At 62.5% G+C, this 14,547-nt stretch carries 15 protein-coding genes; 11 read left to right on the top strand and 4 right to left on the bottom strand.

Translation table 11 applies throughout. The annotated features are described in order from the left end of the window. Positions 1-2: 2 nt before the first annotated feature. Together CSQ92_RS26645 and CSQ92_RS26640 are read right to left on the bottom strand one after the other, a co-directional pair. Complete coding sequence (locus CSQ92_RS26645) at positions 3-839, bottom strand: MipA/OmpV family protein (protein WP_099395840.1); 837 nt, start codon at positions 837-839, stop codon at positions 3-5. Next, positions 836-1,330, bottom strand: a complete 495-nt coding sequence (locus CSQ92_RS26640) for a hypothetical protein (protein WP_143450440.1) — start codon at positions 1,328-1,330, stop codon at positions 836-838. The genes CSQ92_RS26645 and CSQ92_RS26640 overlap by 4 nt, the downstream gene beginning before the upstream one ends. 133 nt (positions 1,331-1,463) lie before the next feature. On the opposite strand from CSQ92_RS26640, the gene CSQ92_RS26635 reads away from it, so the two are divergent. The 3 genes from CSQ92_RS26635 to CSQ92_RS26625 all read left to right on the top strand — a co-directional run bounded on the left by CSQ92_RS26635 (position 1,464) and on the right by CSQ92_RS26625 (position 4,730). Next, the gene (locus CSQ92_RS26635; RefSeq protein WP_070259582.1) at positions 1,464-2,558 is read left to right on the top strand and encodes a type II asparaginase; all 1,095 of its coding nucleotides are present in this window, start codon (positions 1,464-1,466) and stop codon (positions 2,556-2,558) included. A 128-nt stretch (positions 2,559-2,686) separates the two neighbouring features. Then, positions 2,687-3,538: an MOSC domain-containing protein gene (locus CSQ92_RS26630; RefSeq protein WP_099395838.1), complete on the top strand. Its 852-nt coding sequence runs from the start codon at positions 2,687-2,689 to the stop codon at positions 3,536-3,538. Between the two features lie 34 nt (positions 3,539-3,572). Beyond that, positions 3,573-4,730 (top strand): GGDEF domain-containing protein, encoded by a 1,158-nt coding sequence (locus tag CSQ92_RS26625; protein ID WP_070259586.1) that lies wholly within the window; start codon positions 3,573-3,575, stop codon positions 4,728-4,730. Here the strand turns inward: CSQ92_RS26625 and CSQ92_RS26620 are convergent, their stop codons facing one another. Beyond that, complete coding sequence (locus CSQ92_RS26620; RefSeq protein WP_034778378.1) at positions 4,731-6,710, bottom strand: monovalent cation:proton antiporter family protein; 1,980 nt, start codon at positions 6,708-6,710, stop codon at positions 4,731-4,733. 84 nt (positions 6,711-6,794) lie between these two features. Between CSQ92_RS26620 and CSQ92_RS26615 the strand changes: the two genes are divergently transcribed. The 8 genes from CSQ92_RS26615 to CSQ92_RS26580 all read left to right on the top strand — a co-directional run bounded on the left by CSQ92_RS26615 (position 6,795) and on the right by CSQ92_RS26580 (position 13,513). Next, positions 6,795-7,829, top strand: coding sequence for a KpsF/GutQ family sugar-phosphate isomerase (locus CSQ92_RS26615; protein ID WP_070259613.1), 1,035 nt, complete (start codon positions 6,795-6,797; stop codon positions 7,827-7,829). Beyond that, entirely contained in the window at positions 7,829-8,362 is a 534-nt protein-coding gene (locus tag CSQ92_RS26610) for a KdsC family phosphatase (protein WP_034778379.1), read from the top strand. The genes CSQ92_RS26615 and CSQ92_RS26610 overlap by 1 nt, the downstream gene beginning before the upstream one ends. 42 nt (positions 8,363-8,404) lie before the next feature. After that, positions 8,405-9,016, top strand: coding sequence for an LPS export ABC transporter periplasmic protein LptC (gene lptC / locus CSQ92_RS26605; protein WP_070259590.1), 612 nt, complete (start codon positions 8,405-8,407; stop codon positions 9,014-9,016). Positions 9,017-9,041: 25 nt separating this feature from the next. Next, the gene (gene lptA / locus CSQ92_RS26600) at positions 9,042-9,623 is read left to right on the top strand and encodes a lipopolysaccharide transport periplasmic protein LptA (protein ID WP_099395837.1); all 582 of its coding nucleotides are present in this window, start codon (positions 9,042-9,044) and stop codon (positions 9,621-9,623) included. Further along, positions 9,623-10,378, top strand: coding sequence for an LPS export ABC transporter ATP-binding protein (gene lptB / locus CSQ92_RS26595; RefSeq protein ID WP_034778383.1), 756 nt, complete (start codon positions 9,623-9,625; stop codon positions 10,376-10,378). Before lptA ends, lptB begins: the two co-directional genes overlap by 1 nt. Before the next feature lie 4 nt (positions 10,379-10,382). Beyond that, positions 10,383-11,861, top strand: coding sequence for an RNA polymerase factor sigma-54 (locus CSQ92_RS26590; RefSeq protein WP_099395836.1), 1,479 nt, complete (start codon positions 10,383-10,385; stop codon positions 11,859-11,861). 69 nt (positions 11,862-11,930) lie between these two features. Then, entirely contained in the window at positions 11,931-12,293 is a 363-nt protein-coding gene (gene hpf / locus CSQ92_RS26585) for a ribosome hibernation-promoting factor, HPF/YfiA family (RefSeq protein ID WP_034778388.1), read from the top strand. 134 nt (positions 12,294-12,427) lie between these two features. Further along, the gene (locus CSQ92_RS26580) at positions 12,428-13,513 is read left to right on the top strand and encodes an enoyl-CoA hydratase/isomerase family protein (RefSeq protein ID WP_099395879.1); all 1,086 of its coding nucleotides are present in this window, start codon (positions 12,428-12,430) and stop codon (positions 13,511-13,513) included. Here CSQ92_RS26580 and rapZ read toward each other — a convergent pair whose 3' ends face one another. After that, entirely contained in the window at positions 13,514-14,377 is an 864-nt protein-coding gene (gene rapZ / locus CSQ92_RS26575) for an RNase adapter RapZ (RefSeq protein ID WP_035824128.1), read from the bottom strand. Between the last annotated feature and the right edge of the window lie 170 nt (positions 14,378-14,547).

Here is a 14,547-nt window from a genome sequence, read left to right as displayed (position 1 = left end):
GCCTATTCGTCCGGGCCCCGTGCCAGGCTGCTTGAACGTTGCCACGTCCACATCAGGCCGATACCGGCCGAGGTGCCGCTGTTCTGGCGCAACAGGGGGCTGGCGCGGTTGGCGGCGCCTGTGTAAGTATCGTAGCGTACAAAGGCAAAGGCGCGCCAGTCCTGGTGCAGCCGGTACGAACCGCCCAGGCCCAGCCGCGTGAGCATCAGCCCGCCTTTTGCCGCATACGCCGGGCGCTGAGCGGTGGCAAACGCGGGGCGCACGCCATACAAGTAATCGTTGATGGCGGCATTGCCCAGCACGGCGCCCAGGCTGGCATCGACATGCCATGCCTGCTGCTCGCCTTGCAGCGCGTAGACGAAGCGGGGCTCGAACGTGGCGCCCTGGCGGCGCAGGCCGCCGCGCGCTTCGATGACGGCGCGCAAGGGCAATTCCAGCCCCAGGCGGCTGTGCTGCGTCGGCTCGGCCAGCTTGATTTTCAGGCGCGGGCCAAATTCCACCAGGGTGCCCAGGTCCGGCATGCCGCGCCGGGCCGGCACGTCGCTGGACCGGGCCGGCAAGGACAGGGCAAAACCGATATCGAAGTCGAGGCGATCCGTGTTGAGCAGGCGCGCGCCCACGCCGGAGCGGTCGGCGCGCAACACTTTCCCCCGATAAATCAGATAAGGCAGGGCCAGGCTGCGCGTCGAGCGTTCGCTGGCGCCGGGATAGGCGGGCGTGACGGCCGTGCCGCCAAACACGCCCGCTTCCCATAAGGGCAGCGGTGCTTCGGCGGCGCGCGCCGGCGCCATGGCAGTGCAGAGGGAGGTGGCGGCCAGCAAGGTGCGTGCGATATTCATCGGGGGACTCCGCAAGGTTTGCCCACCGGCAGCGATTCCAGGTCGGCAAACGCCCCCAGCGCTTGTGATTGATGCCAGCCCAGTTCATTGCGCACGGCCAAGGCTTCGGTCGCCTTGCCCTGGCGTTCATACTGGTCGATCAGCGCCTTGTAGCTGAGGGCGCTCGATTGTTTGCTGCGTTTCGCCAGCGCGATGGCCTGGCGGAAATGAAATTCAGCCGCATCGTAGCGGCAGGCTCCGCTGGCGGCGCGTCCCGCCTGGTGGTGCAGCCGCGCCTGCCAAGCGGGATCGCCATGGCCCAGTTCGACATTCGCGACGGCGTCCGCGTAGCTGCGCATGGCTTGCGCCCAGTCGCCCTGGCTGGCCGCCTCGCGTCCGAACTGCTCCTGCTGCGCCGCCATGCGCAGTTCCACCTGTGTGGCGCAGGCTGCCAGCGTCATCAAGACCAGCGGCAGGACGAGGCAAGAGCGGAAGGGGAGCAGTGTGGACATGGCGCCACTGTAGCGCATGGGAAGGCGCGCACGTTTGTGCGATACGCATGAATTCGGGATTTGCCCCGGCATGGATGACATATAATTTGCATACGACTTTGTTATTTTTGACAGTACACTTCACGGGAGCACCATGTTTTCACGCAAATTCCATTCTTGTGCACAGCTGATGCTGGCTACCTTGCTGATGGGCTTTATCGCCGCCTCCCCGGCGCGCGCGCAGCAGGCGGCCGTCAAATTGCCGAATGTGGTGATCCTGGCCACGGGCGGCACCATCGCCGGCAGCGGCGCCGACAGCACCACCACCGTTGGCTACACCTCGGCCACCGTGGGCGTCGAGCGCCTGATCGCGGCCGTGCCGGAATTGAAGAAAGTGGCGAATGTGAAAGGCGAGCAAGTGTTCCAGATCGCCAGCGAAAGCATGGGCAACAGCCACTGGCTGACCCTGGCCAAGCGCATCAACGTGCTGCTGGCCTCGAACGATGTCGATGGCGTGGTCGTCACGCACGGCACCGACACCATCGAGGAAACGGCGTATTTCCTGAACCTGACCGTGAAAAGCCACAAACCAGTGGTGGTCGTGGGCGCCATGCGTCCGTCGACGGCCATCTCGGCTGACGGCCCCATCAATCTGTACAACGCCGTGATGCTGGCGGGCAGCAAGGAAGCCGTGGGCAAGGGCGTCTTGGTCGCCTTGAACGACCAGATCAACGCGGCGCGCGAAGTGACAAAGACGAATACGTCCACCACCGACACCTTCAAGTCGCCGGAACTGGGCATGCTCGGCTATATCCAGGGCAGCAAGGCCTTCTTTTACCGCCAGTCGACGCGCAAGCACACCTTGGAATCGGAATTTGACATCAGCAAGCTCGATGCTCTGCCGCAAGTGGACATCGTCTACGGCTACGCGAACATGAACCGTGTCGGCATCGATGCCTTCATTGCTGCCGGCGCCAAAGGCATCATCCACGCGGGCGTGGGCGATGGCAGCGTGGCCGCGCAAATGAAGCCGGCCCTGGTGGAAGCGCGCCAGAAGGGCGTGCTGATCGTGCGTTCGAGCCGCGTCGGCCAGGGCATCGTGGCGCGCAATGGCGAAGCCAACGACGATGAACTCGACAGTGTCGTATCCGACACCCTGAACCCGCAAAAAGCCCGCATCCTGCTGATGCTGGCCCTGACCAAAACGAATAGCACGCAAGAAATTCAGCGTATCTTCTATACCTATTGATCGCGGTCATGCCGGCCCAGCCACTGCGGCTGGGCCTGGTAGATTTACGCTTGCCCGCTTTGCTGCCATACTTCGCTTCTGAATAATTTCCTGGCAGAAGCAGCAATACTGTTCCTTCTCCCCTGTCCATGGCTATCCTGTCCGACATCATTCTGTATCCGATCAAATCGTGCGCCGGCATCCATTTGCGCGAGGCCGTTCTGACGCGTTCCGGGCTGATGAGCGAGCACGTGTTCGACCGCGAATGGATGGTGGTGGATGCGCAAGGCCGCTTCCTGACCCAGCGCGAATATCCGCGCATGGCGCTGATCGTGCCATCCATCAAGGCCACGACCCTGGAATTGCGCGCGCCGGACATGCTGCGCCTGGAAATCGAGCTGGGCTTGCCGCACCCGCAACTGGCACCGATGCTGGACGTGCAAGTGTGGGACGATACCGTGCGCGCCTACGATTGCGACGACGTCACGGCCACGTGGTTTTCCAAGGCCATCGGCGTGCCGTGCCGCCTGGCGCGCTTTCACCCGGACGTGGTGCGCGCCACCAGCACCAAATGGACGGATGGCGTGGCTGCCTCGACCATGTTTGCCGATGGCTATCCCGTGCTGATCGCCGGTGCCGCCTCGCTAGCCGATGTCAATGACAAGCTGCGCGCCGCCGGCCGTGAAGCGCTGCCGATGAACCGTTTCCGTCCCAACCTCGTCATTGGCGACATCGGCGCCTTCGAGGAAGACTACGCGGACTTCCTGCAATTCGGCGCGACCACCTTGAAACCCGTCAAGCCGTGTTCGCGCTGCCCGATCCCGTCGGTGGACCAGGCCACGGGCGTGCCCGGCCCGGACCCGCTCGACGTCATGCATGGCTATCGCGCCAAACCCGAGCTCGACGGCGCCATCTGCTTCGGCATGAACGCCATCGTCACCGAAGGCGGCGATGAGCGTATCGTGGTGGGGCAGGACATCGGTTTCGAACTGGCATTTTAAGCATGGCGCCCGCACACAAGGGTTTAAGGTTTCTATGAATCAAGCAATACCGCCGGACCCGCGCATTGCCAGCCTCGAAGCCGAAAACCAGGCTTTGCGCGCGCGCATGGCTTTCCTGCTGGAACAGGTCGAGCGCAACCACGACATCATGTGCCGGCACCAGGCGTTCGACCTGGAAATCGTCAGCGCGTCCACCTTTCCCGAATTGATCGGCACCATCTTCCGCACTTTGCCCGTGATTTCCGACCTCGACGGCGTCACCCTGAGCCTGCTCGACGAGGATGACGATATCGTGCTGGTGATGGAAAAGCTGGGCGTCGATTTCAGCGCCTTCCCGCAGTTGCTGTTTGTGCATGCCGTGGCGGAGCTGGGTTTTGCTCCGCCGGCGTCCGTGGCCGAGGGGGAGGCGGCCTTGCCGCCGTTGCCGCTGCTGGGTGCCTTCGACGCGGCCGTGCATGGCCCGCGTTTTCCGCAGATCGACGCCCTGCGCAGCGTGGCGCTGGTGCCCTTGCTGCGCAACAAGCGCCTGATTGGCAGCCTGAACCTGGCCAGCAGCGACGTGACGCGCTTTACGCCCGCGCTGGGCACGGATTTCATCAAGCACATGGCGTCCATCATCGCCATTTGCCTGGAAAACGTGATCAGCAATGAAATGCTCAAATACATCGGCTTGACCGATTCCTTGACGGGCGTCTACAACCGGCGCTATATCGACCGCCGGCTGCTGGAAGAAATCGCCCGTGCGCGGCGCCAGAATTATTGCATCTCATGCATGTATATCGACATCGACCATTTCAAATTGGTCAATGACACGCATGGCCACCAGGGCGGCGATGAAGTGCTGCGCGAGGTGGCCACGCGCATCCGCACGGAATTGCGCCGCTCCGATGCGCTGGGCCGTTTCGGCGGCGAGGAATTCGTCGTCCTGCTGATCGACGCCGACCTCGATAGCGCGACCTTTGTTGCCGAACGCATTCGCGCCAGCATCGCCGGCACCATGTTTGACTTGCCGGGCAGCGCGCAAGCGTGGGTCAGCGTGTCGATCGGCGTGGCCAGCCTGGAAGCGGACGCGGCGCTACTCCCCATCGAAACGGTGGCGCAGCAGCTGGTGGCGCACGCCGACCAGGCCCTGTACCAGGCCAAGGCCGATGGCCGCAACAAGGTCGTCAGCTGGCAGGCGCAGCCCGGTTAATTATTTCAACAGCAAGGTTTCGGCTTTGGCCACGGCGTCGGCCGTGCCGCGCAGCACCACCACGTCGCCGCTGGCCAGCTGCGTCTCGGGGGTGACATCAAGGCGGCCCCGGCCGCGGCGGATGGCGGTCACAAACGCGCCGCAGCCGGCCACGTCGATCGTGCTCAAGGGCAGTCCCACGCAGTGCGCGCCCTCGTTGACGGTGACCGTATGCAGGCGTTCCAGCTCGGCATCGTCGCCCGCGTCGCTGGAACCGTGGAAATAGCCGCGCAAGGACGCATAGCGTTCTTCGCGCGCCGCCTGCACCCGGTGCACGACGCGGCGCAGGGGTACGCCCATCATGATCAGCGCATGCGAAGCGAGCATCAGGCTGCCTTCCATCAATTCCGGCACCACTTCGGCCGCGCCCGCCTTCTTCAGCTGGTCGAGGTCGGTATCGTCGTGGCTGCGCACGATGACGGGCAGGGTTGGCGCCATTTCGTTGAGCAAATGCAATAACTTCAGTGCCGAAGGCGTATTCGCATACGTGATCACCACGGCGCTGGCCCGGTAGATGCCGGCCGCCACCAGGCTTTCGCGCCGGCCCGCGTCGCCATACGAGACGTGGGCGCCGGCCAGCTGCGCTTCCTGCACCCGTTCCGGGTCCAGGTCCAGCGCGTGGTATTCGATCTTTTCTTCCGCCAGCAGGGTGGCCAGGCTTTGTCCGCTGCGCCCGAAGCCGGCGATCAGCACGTGTTTCTGCGACGCCATGGTGCGCGTGGCGATCTTGGTCAGCGCCAACGATTGCATCATCCAGTCGTTGGCCGCCAGTTTCATGACGATGGCGTCGGACTTGGCGATGAGGAAGGGCGCCACCAGCATCGACAGCACCATCGACGCCAGCACCACCTGCACGACGAACGGGTCCATCAGCTTGATGCCGCCAGCCAGGTTCAGCAGCACGAAGCCGAACTCGCCGGCCTGCGCCAGCCCCAGCCCCGTGCGCAGGGCCACGCCGTTGCTGGACCCGAACAGCCGGGCCAGGCCTGCGATCAGGGCGAATTTCAGCAGCACGGGGCCGCACAGCAGCAGCAAGACGAGCCACCAGTTCTCAAACACCACACGGATATTGAGCAGCATGCCGACGGTGATGAAGAACAGGCCCAGCAGCACGTCGCGGAAGGGCTTGATATCCTCTTCCACCTGGTGCTTGAATTCCGTCTCGGAAATGAGCATGCCAGCAACAAACGCTCCCAGGGCCAGCGACAGTCCGGCCCGTTCCGTGATCCAGGCCGCGCCCAGGGTAATCAGGAGCAGGTTGAGCATGAACAACTCTTGCGAGCGGCGCTTGGCGACGATGGTCAGCCAGCCGCGCACCAGCTTCTGGCCGATGAAAAGCAGCAAGATCAGCACCACCAGGGCCTTGCCGCCGGCCCAGGCCAGGGTTTCGGCCAAGTTGTCCGAATCGCGCGTGAGGGCGGGAATCAGGATCAGCAGCGGCACGACGGCCAGGTCCTGGAACAGCAAAATGCCGATGATCTTGCGGCCGTGTTCGCTTTCGAGTTCCAGCCGTTCCGTGAGCATTTTCGAGACGATGGCCGTCGACGACATGGCCAGCGCGCCGCCCAGGGCGAAGGCGGCTTGCCAGCTCAGGTGGATGTAGGCGGACAGGTAATGTCCGACGAACCAGCCGAAGAAGACGGTGGCGATGATGGTGGTGACCACCTGCGCCATGCCAAGGCCGAAGACGATGCGCCGCATGGCGAGGAACTTGGGCAGGGAAAATTCGAGCCCGATGGAAAACATCAGGAAGACGACGCCGAATTCGGCCAGAGTGTGGCTGGCCTCGTTTTCCGCCGCCAGGCCCAGCGCGTGGGGGCCGATGACGATGCCGACGGCCAGGTAGCCCAGCATGGGCGGCAAATGCAACATTCTGAAAGCGACCACGCCCAGCACGGCGCTGCCGAGTAACATCAGGGTCAGTTCAAGCGAGGAAAACATGGGTTGCCCGGTGCGGTCAATGGAAATCGTTGTTTGTTGTGACTGGCAAGTTTTTTGCTTTCCTAATTCGTTTATACTTTGGGCATGAGTGTAACCCATGAAAAAACAATGCTGAAAGCTTTTGATCGAATTGACATGCAAGCGACGACCGAGCGCGCCGTCGCGCTGGCCCGCACCACCTTGCAGATCGAGTCCGACGCCATCGTTGCGCTGCACGCGCGCCTGGCCACGGACGACAGCGTGGGCCGCGCCGTGGCGATGTTGTTGCAATGCAAAGGAAGAGTCGTCGTCTCCGGCATCGGCAAATCCGGCCATATCGCGCGCAAGATTGCCGCCACCCTCGCTTCCACCGGCACGCCGGCCCTGTTCGTGCATCCGGCCGAAGCGGCCCATGGCGACCTGGGCATGGTCACCTCGGAAGATGCTTTTATTGCCATATCGTACTCCGGCGAATCGTCGGAACTGATGGCCATCATGCCCGTCGTCAAGCGCATGGGTGGCGTGCTGATTTCCATGACGGGCAAGCCGAATTCGAGCCTGGCCCAGCTGGCCGACGTGCACCTGGATATTTCTGTTGAGAAAGAAGCTTGTCCGCTGAACCTGGCGCCGACGGCCAGCACCACCGTCACCCTGGCCCTGGGCGACGCGCTCGCCGTGGCCTTGCTCGACTTGCGCGGCTTCAAGGAAGAAGATTTCGCCCGCTCGCACCCGGGCGGCGCCCTGGGCCGTCGCCTGCTCACGCACGTGCATGACGTCATGCGCAGCGGCGAACGCGTGCCGAAAGTGCCCGTCCAGGCTTCCTTGCTGCAGGCGCTGGAAGAAATGACGAAGAAAGGCATGGGCATGACGGCCGTCGTCGACGCGGACAACCGCCCCGTGGGCGTGTTTACGGATGGCGACTTGCGCCGCATGTTCGAGCGCGTGCAGGATTTCACGCAAGTGGCGATCCGCGACGTCATGCATGCGCAGCCGCGCAGCATCGCGCCCGAACGCCTGGCCGTGGACGCCGTGGCCGTGATGGAGCAGTTCCGCATCAACCAGATGCTGGTCGTCGATGCCGACGGCAAACTGGTGGGCGCGCTGCATATCCATGATCTGACGCAAGCGAAGGTGATCTGATGGATAGCGTCGCGGACAACCTGGCACGCGCGGCCAAGGTCAAACTGATGATCTTTGACGTCGATGGCGTGCTCACCGACGGCAGCCTGCATTTCGGCCCGGACGGCGAGATGATGAAAACGTTTAATGTGTATGATGGCCTGGGCATCAAGCTGCTGCAGGAATCGGGCGTGCAGACGGCCATCATCAGCGCGCGCCGCTCGGCCATCACGGCGCGCCGCGCGCAAGACCTGGGCATTACCCACGTGCACCAGGGCGGCCACGACAAGCTGACGCCGTTTCGCGAACTGCTGGCGCTGACGGGCTTGACGGAAGAGCAATGCGGCTATATCGGCGACGACGTCATCGATGCGCCCATCCTGAAACGCGTCGGCTTTGCCGTCAGCGTGCCGGGCGGGCGCCCGGAAGTGCAGGGCCTGGCCCACCATGTGACGCAGGCCGGCGGCGGTCGCGGCGCGGTGCGCGAGATCTGCGAATTCCTGCTGCGTGCCCAGGACAATTATGCGCGCGTCATGGCGCCGTTCCTGGAGTGAGGCGCGCCGCCTCGTCAGTGACATTTGAAAGAGTGAAGCCCTATGCGTAAGCCAGGAGGCGCCCATCGCTGGCGCATGATTTTTACCGTGCTGGGCGCGGTTGTTGTCGCGCTGGGCAGCTTTTGGCTGCTCGAGGTGATGAACAAGAATAGCCAGGACATCACTGCCAGCAAGCATCTGGATGAGCCCGACTATTTCATCACCAATTTCAGCCTGGTGCGCATGGACTTGACGGGCAAGCCCAGCTATATCGTGTCGGGCACCAAGCTCACGCATTATCCGCTGGACGATTCGTCCGATATCGACCGGCCCTTCGTGCGCAAGCTCACGCCAGGCATGCCACCGATGAACATGAATGCGGAACTGGCGCATATCGACCAGGACAATACCCGGCTGCAACTGCACCGCAATGTCGTGATCGACCGCGTGGCCAGTCCGAAGGCGCAGAACCTGACAGTCAAGACGGAAGCGTTGACGGTGTTCCCGGATGAGGAAAGAATGGAAACGGACGTGCCTGTCGATATCCTGACAGGCACCTCGCGTCTCAATGGCATCGGCATGAAAGCCAATAACGCCACCGGCGTGGTGGAAGTGCAGAATGCGCTGCGCATGGTCCTCCCGCCGAAACCGCGCCCGGCCGCGGCGGCAAAATGACAGAATGAAACAAGGAAACCATACTATGAAGAACATCTTGCTGTTGACCGTATTTTCCCTGGCCATCATGGGCGTGGCGCATGCCGAGAAGGCCGATTCCGAGAAGGAAGCCGTCATCACGGCACGTAGCGGCCACGTCGATGACATCAAGCAGGTGCGCACCCTGACGGGCGACGTCGTGCTGGTCAAGGGGACCCTGACCATGAAGGCGGGGCGCGCCGTGATCACGGAAGATCCGCAAGGCTACCAGTTCATTACCTTCTGGGCCGATCCCGGCAAGCTCGCCACCTTCCGCCAGAAGCGCGATGGCGCGGGCGACCTGTGGGTGGAAGGCGAAGCGGAGCGCGTGGAATACGACAACAAGACGGAAGTGGTGAAACTGTTTTCCAGGGCCAAGCTGACGCGCCTGGAAGGCACGAAAGTGACCGACGTGGCCAATGGCGCCTTCATCTCGTATGACAGCCGCAAGGAAGTGTTTACGATGGAAAATTCCAACAGCGGCACCAGCACCCCGGATGGCGGCAGCGTGCGCATGGTGATCCAGCCGAAAACCAAGGCACCGGCGGCGGAGAAAGCGCCGGCCACGCCTGCGCCAGGAAAGAAATAATGGACAATACTCGTTGCGGCAGCACCCTGATCGTTCGCGGGCTGCAAAAAACCTATGGCAAGCGGCAAGTCGTGCATGATGTCTCGCTGCAAGTCGAATGCGGCGAAGTGGTGGGGCTGCTGGGCCCGAACGGCGCCGGCAAGACCACCTCGTTCTACATGATCGTCGGCCTGGTGCCGTCCGATGGCGGCAGCATCGATATCAGCGGCGTGGACATCTCCAGCCTGCCGATCCACCGCCGCGCGCAGATGGGCCTGTCCTACCTGCCGCAGGAAGCGTCCGTCTTCCGCAAGCTGACGGTGGAAGACAATATCCGCGCCGTGCTGGAAATCCAGACCGTCGAAGGCCGTCCGCTGACGAAGGCCGAGATCGAGGTGCGCCTGGATAAATTGCTGGCCGACTTGCAGATTGAAAAGCTGCGCGAGAACCAGGCCCTGTCCCTGTCGGGCGGTGAGCGCCGCCGCGTGGAAATCGCCCGCGCGCTGGCCACCGATCCCCGGTTCGTGCTGCTCGACGAACCGTTTGCCGGTGTCGATCCGATCGCCGTGATCGAGATCCAGCGCATCGTACGCTTCTTGAAGGAGCGCAATATCGGCGTGCTGATCACCGATCATAATGTGCGCGAGACGCTGGGTATCTGCGACCGTGCCTACATCATCAACCAGGGCTCGGTACTGGCGTCGGGACGCCCCGACGACATCATCGCGAACGAGTCGGTACGCCGGGTCTATCTGGGCGAACACTTCCGCATGTAAGCCAATGAAACAATCATTGCAGCTGCGCACTTCGCAGCACCTGGCACTGACGCCGCAGTTGCAGCAATCGATACGCCTGTTGCAATTGTCTACCCTGGAATTGCACCAGGAACTAGAGCAACTGCTGACGGACAATCCCTTGCTCGAACGCCTCGATGATCCGCTCGACCGTTCGCTGCGCCTGCTGTCCGATGGCGCCTTGAGTTCCACGGCAGCGCCGGCCGAAGCACCGTCCCAGCCGCCGGGCCAGGAAGCGCCCGCAGCGCCGGCCGAAGCGGAAACCTTTGATGGCGATGCCGGCGAGGGTCCGGCCGCCGCGGATGGCGGCGACAGCGACTGGAGCGAGGCGAGCCGCGGCAAGGCGCCCGACGACGAAGATTCGCGCCCGCAACTCGAAGCCCATCACTGCACCCTGCGCGAACACCTGATGGAGCAGATGCGCGTGACGGTGCTCGAATTGCGCGACCGCGCGCTGGTCGAGTTGATTATCGATGCGCTCGACGACAATGGCTACCTGGAAGAGTCGCTCGACGACATCCTGGCGCGCCTGCCGGAAGAGCTGGAAATCGATGCCGACGAGATGCGCACGGCCTTGTCTCTCTTGCAAAGTTTCGATCCGCCCGGCGTGGGCGCGCGCAATGCGTCCGAATGCCTGGCGCTGCAAATCAAGCGCTTGCCGCACATCGCCATGGTGACGCGCCGCATGGCCCTCGTCATCGTGGAAAAGCACCTGGCCTGGTTTGCCCAGCGCGATTTCAACAAGCTGAAAAAAGCCCTCGATTGCGACGATGAAGACTTGCGCGAAGCGCAGACGGTGATTCGCCAGTGCAATCCGCATCCGGGCGCCGTGTTCGCCTCGGACGTCTCCGATTACGTGGTGCCCGACGTCGTCGTCAAGCGCGCGCGCAATGGCTGGCAAGTGACCTTGAACAACGATGTCATGCCGCGCCTGCGCGTCAATGCCATGTACGCCAACTTGCTCAAGCAGGGCAAGGGCGAGGGCGCCATGGGCGCACAGTTGCAGGAAGCCAAGTGGCTGATCAAGAATATGCGCCAGCGCTTCGACACGATCCTGCGCGTGGCGCAGGCGATAGTAGAAAGACAAAAGAACTTTTTCTCGCATGGGGCCGTTGCCATGCGTCCCCTTGTGCTCCGTGAAATAGCTGATACACTGGGTTTACACGAGAGTACTATCTCGCGGGTAACAACTCAAAAGTACATGCTGACCCCGCACGGCATGTTCGAGTTGAAATATTTCTTTGGTAGCCACGTCGCCACCGAAGCGGGGGGCGAAGCGTCATCGACGGCGATACGGGCATTGATCGTGCAACTGACAGGAGCAGAAGACCCTAAAAATCCTTTATCCGACAGTAAGATTGCGGACATGCTGGGGGAACAAGGCATGGTGATTGCGCGACGTACTGTTGCCAAATACCGGGAAGCGTTGAAAATTCCGCCAGTGAGCCTGCGTAAGTGTTTGTAAGTTTTTTTCGGTTCCTCTGCGGGCCGGATAGGATGGACCGCACGAACCCGATCATCTTTAGGAGTGTGTATGAATCTCACCATCAGCGGACATCATCTCGAAGTGACACCAGCCATCCGTGAATACGTACAAACGAAGCTGGAGCGCGTGAAACGTCATTTCGATCAAGTCATCGATATCGCCGTGATTCTGACCGTGGATAACCTCAAAGAGAAAGAAAAACGTCAAAAGGCTGAAGTCAACCTGCGTTTGAGCGGCAAGACTGTCTATGTGGAAAGCTTGGCGCACGACCTGTACGCCGCGATCGATACCCTGATCGACAAGCTCGATAGGCAAGTGATGAAATACAAAACCAAAGTGCAAGGGCACGGTAAAGAGGCGATCAAGCATCTGCCAGACAACTCCGAGGAAGAAGCCGTCGTCGCCGTCTAAGGCCACCCGCTTCCAGCAGTTGTGATCAACTAAGGGCGCACATCTTGCGCCCTTTTTTGCGCCTGGACCTTTTGAGCGCAATGTTCGCCGCGCAGGGGCTAAAATGTTTGCACTTTCACTTCTTCCTGCCTGCCATGAGCGACTTCGTCCAGACTTCCATCCGCAACCGCACGGGCCATATCGTGCTCGACCGTCCGAAAGCCTTGAATTCCCTGTCGCTGGAGATGGTGCGCGCCCTGAGTGCGGCCCTGCTGGCCTGGCGCGACGATCCGCAGGTGGACGCCGTGGTGATCCGCTCCAGCAGTGAAAAGGCCCTGTGCGCCGGCGGCGACATCCGTTTCTTTTACGATGCGGGCCTGGCCACGCCGCAAGGCGGCAGTGCCTTGCTGGAGGATTTCTTTACGGAAGAATATGCTTTAAATCATTTAATTCATTTCTACCCAAAACCGTATATTGCCGTGATGGATGGCGTGGTGATGGGCGGCGGCATGGGCGTGGCGCAAGCCGGGCCGGGCAACCGCCTGCGCATCGTGACGGGCCGCACGCGCATGGCCATGCCGGAAGTCAATATCGGCTTGTTTCCGGACGTGGGCGGCAGTTATTTTCTATCCCGCCTGGCCGGCCAGCTGGGCCTGTACCTGGGCTTGACGGGCTTGACGATCAACGCGGCCGATGCCCTGTACACGGGGCTGGCCGATGTCTACGTGCCTGAGGCGCAGATGGGGGCGCTGCTGGACCTGTTCGAATCGACGCGGGGCGAGGCCTTGCCGGTGGCCATCAAGGCGCTGGCGGCGCCTTTCCAGGCCGAGGCGGGGGTGTCTCCCCTGGCCACGGCGCGCGCGGCGCTGGACCGCCATTTCGGCGCCCCTTCCGTGGCCGCCATCATGGCCTCGCTGGCGCAGGATGACAGCGCGTTCGCGGCCAAGGCGCTGGCGGCCATGCGCCAGCGTTCGCCCTTGATGATGTCGGTGACCCTGGAATTGCTGCAGCGGGGCGCCCACCTGGGCGTGGCCGATTGCCTGCGCATGGAGCGCACGGTGGTGCGCCACAATTTTGAACATGGCGAAGTGCTCGAGGGCGTGCGCGCGCTGGTGGTCGACAAGGACAATGCACCGCGCTGGAACCCTGCCAACCTGGACGACGTCGATGCGGCCATGGTGGCGCGCTTCTTTGCCCCCGTCTGGCCAGCCGCGGCGCATCCGCTGCGCCACCTCGACTAATTAGCTGCGTTCGCGGTGGCGCAGGACGACGCGTTCATTCGGGCCGAAATACTGCGCCAGCCGCTCCGCCATGTACACGGAGCGGTGCTGGCCGCCCGTGCAGCCCAGGGCCACCGTCAGGTAGCTGCGGTTGTCGGACTTGAATGACGGCAACCATTTCTCGATGAAGGCGCGGATGTCGGCCAGCAGTTCCAGCGCGCTCGGCTGCGCGTCGAGGAAGGCGATCACGGGCGCATCGCGGCCGTCGAGCGGGCGCAGCGCCAGGTCGTAATAGGGATTCGGCAAGGCCCGCACGTCGAAGACGAAATCGGCGTCCAGCGGCACGCCCAGCTTGAAGGCGAACGATTCGAAGAACAGGGTCAGCGGCGCGCGTTCGGAGGCGACGATATCCTTGATCCAGGCGCGCAGCTTGTTGGCGCTCAGTTCCGACGTGTCGATCACATGGCCCAGCTGTTCGATGGCTGACAGGCGTTCGCGTTCTTCCGAGATGCACTCGATCAGCGTGCGGCGACTGGCCGGATTCTGGTTCGGACGCAATTCGTGCGACAGCGGATGGCTGCGCCGCGTTTCCGAGAAGCGCGCCACCAGCGAATGCGTGGTGGCCGTCAAGAACATGACCTTGACGTCATGCCCCTGGTCGCGCAGCAGGGCCACATTGTGCGGCAGGCTGGTCAGCGACTCGGCGCTGCGCGCATCGACGGCGACGGCCAGTTGCGGTGTACCTTCGTCGAGCAGGGTCTGCACCAGGCTGGGCAGCAAGGCCGGCGGCAGGTTGTCGACACAATAGTAGCCGGTATCTTCCAGCACATTGAGCGCAACGGATTTACCGGAGCCGGATATTCCGGTGATAAGGACGATATGCATACGCCGATCATACAATAAAGATCGGCGCTCTGCTTCCAAGGCAATTATCTTTACAAATTATTGCAATTTGGAATGTGATATTGCCGGGATTGGCAGGGCGCTCTCGTCACGACCGTAGGTCGGCTTAGCGCGTCGCGCGTAAGCCGACACCGCGGCATGGGCCAACAATG

This window comes from Janthinobacterium sp. BJB446 (genome assembly GCF_002735655.1).
Classification (GTDB): Bacteria; Pseudomonadota; Gammaproteobacteria; order Burkholderiales; family Burkholderiaceae_D; genus Janthinobacterium; species Janthinobacterium lividum.
This window is presented reverse-complemented; position numbering and strand designations above follow the sequence as displayed.

Excerpts from the sequence above, each read along its gene's own strand:
- hpf (WP_034778388.1), top strand. The coding sequence starts at position 11,931 with ATGAATCTCACCATCAGCGGACATCATCTCGAAGTGACACCAGCCATC.
- CSQ92_RS26615 (WP_070259613.1), top strand. The coding sequence starts at position 6,795 with ATGAGTGTAACCCATGAAAAAACAATGCTGAAAGCTTTTGATCGAATT.
- CSQ92_RS26620 (WP_034778378.1), bottom strand. The coding sequence starts at position 6,710 with ATGTTTTCCTCGCTTGAACTGACCCTGATGTTACTCGGCAGCGCCGTG.
- CSQ92_RS26635 (WP_070259582.1), top strand. The coding sequence starts at position 1,464 with ATGTTTTCACGCAAATTCCATTCTTGTGCACAGCTGATGCTGGCTACC.
- CSQ92_RS26580 (WP_099395879.1), top strand. The coding sequence starts at position 12,428 with ATGAGCGACTTCGTCCAGACTTCCATCCGCAACCGCACGGGCCATATC.
- CSQ92_RS26610 (WP_034778379.1), top strand. The coding sequence starts at position 7,829 with ATGGATAGCGTCGCGGACAACCTGGCACGCGCGGCCAAGGTCAAACTG.
- lptB (WP_034778383.1), top strand. The coding sequence starts at position 9,623 with ATGGACAATACTCGTTGCGGCAGCACCCTGATCGTTCGCGGGCTGCAA.
- CSQ92_RS26590 (WP_099395836.1), top strand. The coding sequence starts at position 10,383 with ATGAAACAATCATTGCAGCTGCGCACTTCGCAGCACCTGGCACTGACG.
- CSQ92_RS26640 (WP_143450440.1), bottom strand. The coding sequence starts at position 1,330 with ATGTCCACACTGCTCCCCTTCCGCTCTTGCCTCGTCCTGCCGCTGGTC.
- CSQ92_RS26625 (WP_070259586.1), top strand. The coding sequence starts at position 3,573 with ATGAATCAAGCAATACCGCCGGACCCGCGCATTGCCAGCCTCGAAGCC.
- CSQ92_RS26645 (WP_099395840.1), bottom strand. The coding sequence starts at position 839 with ATGAATATCGCACGCACCTTGCTGGCCGCCACCTCCCTCTGCACTGCC.
- rapZ (WP_035824128.1), bottom strand. The coding sequence starts at position 14,377 with ATGCATATCGTCCTTATCACCGGAATATCCGGCTCCGGTAAATCCGTT.
- CSQ92_RS26630 (WP_099395838.1), top strand. The coding sequence starts at position 2,687 with ATGGCTATCCTGTCCGACATCATTCTGTATCCGATCAAATCGTGCGCC.
- lptA (WP_099395837.1), top strand. The coding sequence starts at position 9,042 with ATGAAGAACATCTTGCTGTTGACCGTATTTTCCCTGGCCATCATGGGC.
- lptC (WP_070259590.1), top strand. The coding sequence starts at position 8,405 with ATGCGTAAGCCAGGAGGCGCCCATCGCTGGCGCATGATTTTTACCGTG.